Genomic DNA, 5,432 nt, shown 5'->3' with positions numbered 1-5,432 from the left:
ATTATCTACTTTTTCCAAAAAATGACTATTAACCATTCACAATCTAAGCATTCATTATTCTATGCATTATTGCACTCGCTCCAACAAATCATTCTACTTTTATCAACGTTTACATTGCTTTTAATTATATAAAAATCAGAAAAAATTGAAATTTAATACTAATTTCCAACAAAAAATATCATAATTAATTACCTAGCATTTTTTGAACAATCAATTGAAAGAGGTAAATTACTCGCTTTTTTAGTTTTATGCTATTATTTAAATAAGGAGAATGCAAGGTATTATAATTGTATAAATGTCAAAAAAAACAAAGAAATAAGATGTAAATACATTGATTGTACTTATTCATTACACAAATTATTTGAAGGGAGAAAATATGGAAAAAATATTTTATAATGGAACAATCATTACAATGGATGAAAAGAACAAAGAAGTAGAAGCAGTCTATGTAAAAGAAGGAAAAATTGCACAATTAGGAACATTTGAAGAAGTAAACAAATTGAAGAATGACCAAACTGAAATGATTGATTTAGAAGGAAACGTTATGTTTCCAGGCTTTATTGAACCCCATATACATTTAGACTTAGCTGCAATTATTGATCGAGCAAATTACATTGGCGGCATCAAATACGCAAAAACTGAAGATGTTTTAAATGAAATAAAACGTGTTATCGCAGAAACACCAAAGGGAGAATGGATTTTTTTCTTCGGTCTAGATTATTTAATTAATCGTGATCTTCCAAAAATGGATCGTAAATATTTAGATCAATTAACTAAAGACCACCCTCTATTTATCATCATCCAATCGATGCACACAACTTACGCCAACTCTTTGGCTTTAAGTGAATTAAAATTTAGTAAAGATACGAAAGACACAAGAGATGGTCACTGTTTCAAAGATGAAAATGGTGAACCAACTGGAGTCTTAACTGAACAAACCTTCGCACTAATGTTTCTCAGTAAATGGATGCAAAGTATAAATGAACCTATGGATACTTATTTCCTAAATAAAGCAAAGCAACTTGCAGCAGTTGGTATAACAACCTGCTGGACTGCAGGAATGATGCCACTTATCGAAAATCACAATCAGTTTGTATGTGACATTATAAATAAAGATGACTGTCCAATTCGACACGACTATGCAATCACTTATCCTAATTTCTTATCAGGTGCTGAAAGCCTAGACCGTCTCATCCCAAATCACCCTAAATCAAAATTTACCGGTATCAAATTTTGGTTTGATGGATCTCCATATACTGGAAACATGAAAATGTTTGATAATTATTTGGAAAACGAAATCATGCAAGACCGTTTATATGTACCTAAAAATCAAAATGGTGAATTTCTATTTGAACAAGAAAAAATGTATGAACTTATAAAAGAATATCATAATAAAGGAATCCAAATTTCTGTGCACTCGCAAGGCGATTATGCCGGCAAGGTAATCGTAGATATCTTTGAGCGTGTTCTAAATGAATTTCCAAGAGCTGACCATCGTCATCGTTTAGAACACTGTGCATTTTTAAGTGAAGAAGATACTAAACGATGCGCTAAATTAGGAATTCAATTAAGCTATCATGTCAATCATTTGTATTATTATGGCGAAGCCTTAAATGATTTAGTTGTTGGTGAAGATAGAACTAAAATTGCAGTTAACTGTCGCTGGGCATTGGCTAATGGAGTAAATTTCTCTTTGCATACGGATGATCCGATGTATTCCGCTAACCCTCTTCGCTTAGTATGTACTGCATCTACACGAAGAAGTCGCGCTGGTAAGGTATTCGGGCAAGAATATACAATACCTGTACATGAAGCTTTAAAAGGCATCACAATTAATGCTGCATTCCAATTAAATCGTGAAAAAGAAATCGGAAGCATCGAGATTGGAAAGTTTGCAGACTTCACAGTGATTCAAGAAAACCCATATAAAGTAGATCCATTAAAAATTGGTGACATCAAAGTAATTAAAACTTATTTAGATGGAAATGAAACGAACATAAAATAATCGATTATACTCAAGTGACCAATTTATTTTAATCCCGCTAAAGTAAACAAATGAAATCAGAAAAAACATTTGTATATGAAAAGCGGGATTTTTTTATTTGTGATGCATTAAAATGTCAATTTCTAGTAAACTTACCAAAGTATCAGTTGAGATGATTTTAATAGGATTCAATTATCTTGTTTACAAAATTCGCCAAAATAGAATAAAAAAACGACATATCTATAAAGATATATCGCTTTTTAATTAACGATGGTGGGGATAATGGGACTTGAACCCATACGATGTTGCCATCACCGGATTTTAAGTCCGATGCGTCTGCCTATTCCGCCATATCCCCGAGTCATATTTGGAGGTTCCTGCCGGACTCGAACCGGCGATCACAGAGTTGCAGTCTATTGCCTTACCAGCTTGGCTAAGGAACCAGTTTCTTTTCCGTGCTTTATTATTATATAGTAGTGACTATGAAAAAGCAACACCAAATTGAACTTTTTTCACAAAGAAAAAGCGAGCTATTTAAACTCGCTACATCTTATTGATTTTTAACTTTAATCCACAAATCTGAAAGTATTTTCTTCATTGCTTCATTATGATGGAAGTATTCATCATTTGGATTATCTGTACGTGGTAAATATGCAACATTACCTTCAAATTCGCCACCAGCCGCAATCATTTCATCCAAAACATTTTTATTTGAACTTGCATATCCAACTGTTGCAGAATTATCATATGACGCATCATCAGTCAATATGAAATTAATAAACTCATGTGCTAATGCTGGACATTTTGCATTCGCAGGAATAACCATTGCATCTACCCAAACGTTTGTTCCTGACTCTGGCATATAGTAATCCATCTCATCATTTTCAGAAAGAATATAAGCAGCATCGCCACTATAAACAACCGCTAAATCTTTTTCGCCATTAACCATACTATCAATAACTTCATCTGTTACATAAGCAGGATTAACATTTCTATCAAGTTCTAGTAACCATTCATAAGCTTCATTAATTTCATCAAGATTTTCAGTATTCATTGAATAGCCTAAAGCTTTTAATGCAATCATGAAACTATCTCTTTCAGAATCATACATATAAACACGATTTGCATATTTACTATTTTTTAACACATTGAATCCTTCTTTTTCAACATCTTGAGGATCTACATTATTTTTATTGTAAACAATGCCTACACTTCCCCAAAAGTAAGGAACTGAATATGTATTATCTGGATCATATGCTGTTGCCATAACACCATCATATAAATTCCCTTTATTTGTGATTTTATTCCAATCAATTGGTTGAAGTAATTTTTCGTCAATTAATCTTTCAATCATATAGTCAGAAGGAACTAATACATCATATTGGCTACCACCAAGTAATTTTGTATACATAACTTCATTTGAATCAAACAAAGAATAGTTTACTTTTACATTGTATGCATTTTCGAAATCTGAAATTACACTTTCACCAACATATTCTCCCCAGTTATATACATTTAATACATCACAACCATATTGTGCTATTGGATCAACATCACTTTTTTTAGAACCACATCCTGTAAGTGATAATGCCAAGATGCTACATAATAGAGTTACTAAAATCTTCTTCATTAATTTTCTCCTTTTTCTTTCTATCTCTAATCATCGGTACAACATTAACACCAATTAGTACAATCGTAATTACAAATACGATAATTGAAGATAATGCATTAATACTTGGATTAATTCGTTTATACATTGTGTAAACATATATTGATATATTATTGACACCAGGACCTGTCGTAAAGAATGAAATGATGAAATCATCAAATGACATTGTAAATGCAATCAATGCACCCGAAACAATACCTGGAGTAATTTGTGGAATAATAACTTTGATTAATGCTTGCCAAGGTGTACATCCTAAATCCAATGCAGCCTCAGCCAAGTTATTATCTAACTGCCTTAATTTAGGCATAATACTTAATATTACATACGGAATACAAAAGGCGACATGCGCAATTAAGAGTGTTGTAAATCCGGTTTTAATTTGTAGTGAAGTAAAGAATAACATCAATCCAATTGCTGTTACAATTTCTGGATTTAACATTGGTAAGTTATTTACTTGCATTACTGTTTCTTTTAAAATCTTACGTGATTTACTTAATCCAATTGCTGTTATTGTCCCAACAATTGTTGAGATGATTGTCGCAAGAACAGCGATAATCACGGTATACCAAATTGCTTCCATCATCGTGCGATTCGCAAACATCTTTTCATACCATTGTAGTGAGAATCCAGTAAAATTCGTCAAACTTTTAGATTCGTTGAATGAGAAGATAACTACGTACAATATTGGTAGATAGAAGAATGCTAACATCAAAATCAAATATAAATTTTGTGGTAAGTTTTTAATTTTTTTCATTAGTCACCCACCTCTGCACTTTCATAATCTAATTTCTTTGTGATAAACATTGAAATCAAGATGATAATTGCCATGATAAGTGAAATTGCTGAACCAAAGTTCCAATCACCTGTTGAAACAAAATAATTCTCAATCAAGTTACCAACTAATACAAAGTCTCCTCCACCCAACAATTTTGGAATAAAGAAACTTGATACCGCTGGTAAAAATACTAATGTAATTCCTGAAATAACTCCAGGAATTGATAATGGAAGTACAACACGTTTAAATGTTTCAAATCGGTTTGCACCTAAGTCTTGGGCTGCTGCAATAAGACTTGGATCCATTTTTAATAATGAAGTATAAATTTGAAGTATCATAAATGGTATAAAGTTATATACCATACCAATATATACTTTCATTTCTCCTGATATAGGAAAATCTAATAAAATACCGCGCCATGCATATGTACGCACAAGCATATTTATCCACATTGGAAGTGTAATTAATAATACCATCATTGTTCTTTTGTTAGAATTCAACTTAGACATAAAGTATGCAGCTGGATATCCGAGCAAAATACAAATAATTGTTGTAATAACCGCTAATTTTAATGAGCGCCATAATACATTAGGGAATATACTATCACTAAAGAAGCGAGCAAAGTTTGATAAAGTAAATTGTAATGTTAATACACCATTTCCTTCTTTTGTGAATGCATATAATACAATCAATAACATTGGAACAACAATAAATATTGCTGCCCAAATCATATAAGGGTAGACTAGCCTAGAAAAGCTTTTCATTAATAGGTACCTGTTTTACTCATGACATGAATATCTTCTGGTTCAAAATCTAAGCCTACCTTCATGCCCTCTTCTTTATAGTCTGTTGTATGAATTTTAAATTCTCTTCCCTTAGTTGCAAATGTTATTTTGTATTCCCCAACCGCAATATCTTCATCATCAAAATCATATTTAACATCATAGATATCTACAACACTATCATCTTCTAACGACCATGCTGTAGCATTTGCCCAACGTTTC

General features: G+C 32.0%; 4 protein-coding genes, 2 tRNA genes and 1 pseudogene. 1 reads left to right on the top strand and 6 read right to left on the bottom strand.

Going from position 1 to position 5,432, the window contains the following annotated elements; translation table 11 throughout:
* Positions 1–376: 376 nt before the first annotated feature.
* Entirely contained in the window at positions 377–2,005 is a 1,629-nt protein-coding gene (locus tag RSB60_RS10610) for an amidohydrolase (RefSeq protein ID WP_332616240.1), read from the top strand.
* Between the two features lie 250 nt (positions 2,006–2,255).
* Here the strand turns inward: RSB60_RS10610 and RSB60_RS10605 are convergent.
* From RSB60_RS10605 to RSB60_RS10580, 6 genes and pseudogenes are all read right to left on the bottom strand, one after another.
* Positions 2,256–2,342 (bottom strand) — tRNA-Leu (locus RSB60_RS10605).
* A 10-nt stretch (positions 2,343–2,352) separates the two neighbouring features.
* A tRNA-Cys gene (locus RSB60_RS10600) sits at positions 2,353–2,427 on the bottom strand.
* Between the two features lie 107 nt (positions 2,428–2,534).
* Complete coding sequence (locus tag RSB60_RS10595; protein WP_332476155.1) at positions 2,535–3,614, bottom strand: ABC transporter substrate-binding protein; 1,080 nt, start codon at positions 3,612–3,614, stop codon at positions 2,535–2,537.
* On the bottom strand, positions 3,583–4,407 hold the full coding sequence (locus RSB60_RS10590) for an ABC transporter permease (RefSeq protein ID WP_323380926.1): 825 nt from the start codon (positions 4,405–4,407) through the stop codon (positions 3,583–3,585). The genes RSB60_RS10595 and RSB60_RS10590 overlap by 32 nt, the downstream gene beginning before the upstream one ends.
* Positions 4,407–5,192 (bottom strand): ABC transporter permease, encoded by a 786-nt coding sequence (locus tag RSB60_RS10585; RefSeq protein ID WP_323380925.1) that lies wholly within the window; start codon positions 5,190–5,192, stop codon positions 4,407–4,409. Before RSB60_RS10585 ends, RSB60_RS10590 begins: the two co-directional genes overlap by 1 nt.
* Positions 5,192–5,432 (bottom strand): annotated as a pseudogene (locus RSB60_RS10580) (ABC transporter ATP-binding protein); the annotation flags it as partial. The gene RSB60_RS10585 and the pseudogene RSB60_RS10580, both read right to left, overlap by 1 nt.

Origin of the sequence: Anaerorhabdus sp. (assembly GCF_036657415.1) — a bacterium.
Lineage (GTDB): Bacteria > Bacillota_I > Bacilli_A > Erysipelotrichales > Erysipelotrichaceae > Anaerorhabdus.
This window is presented reverse-complemented; position numbering and strand designations above follow the sequence as displayed.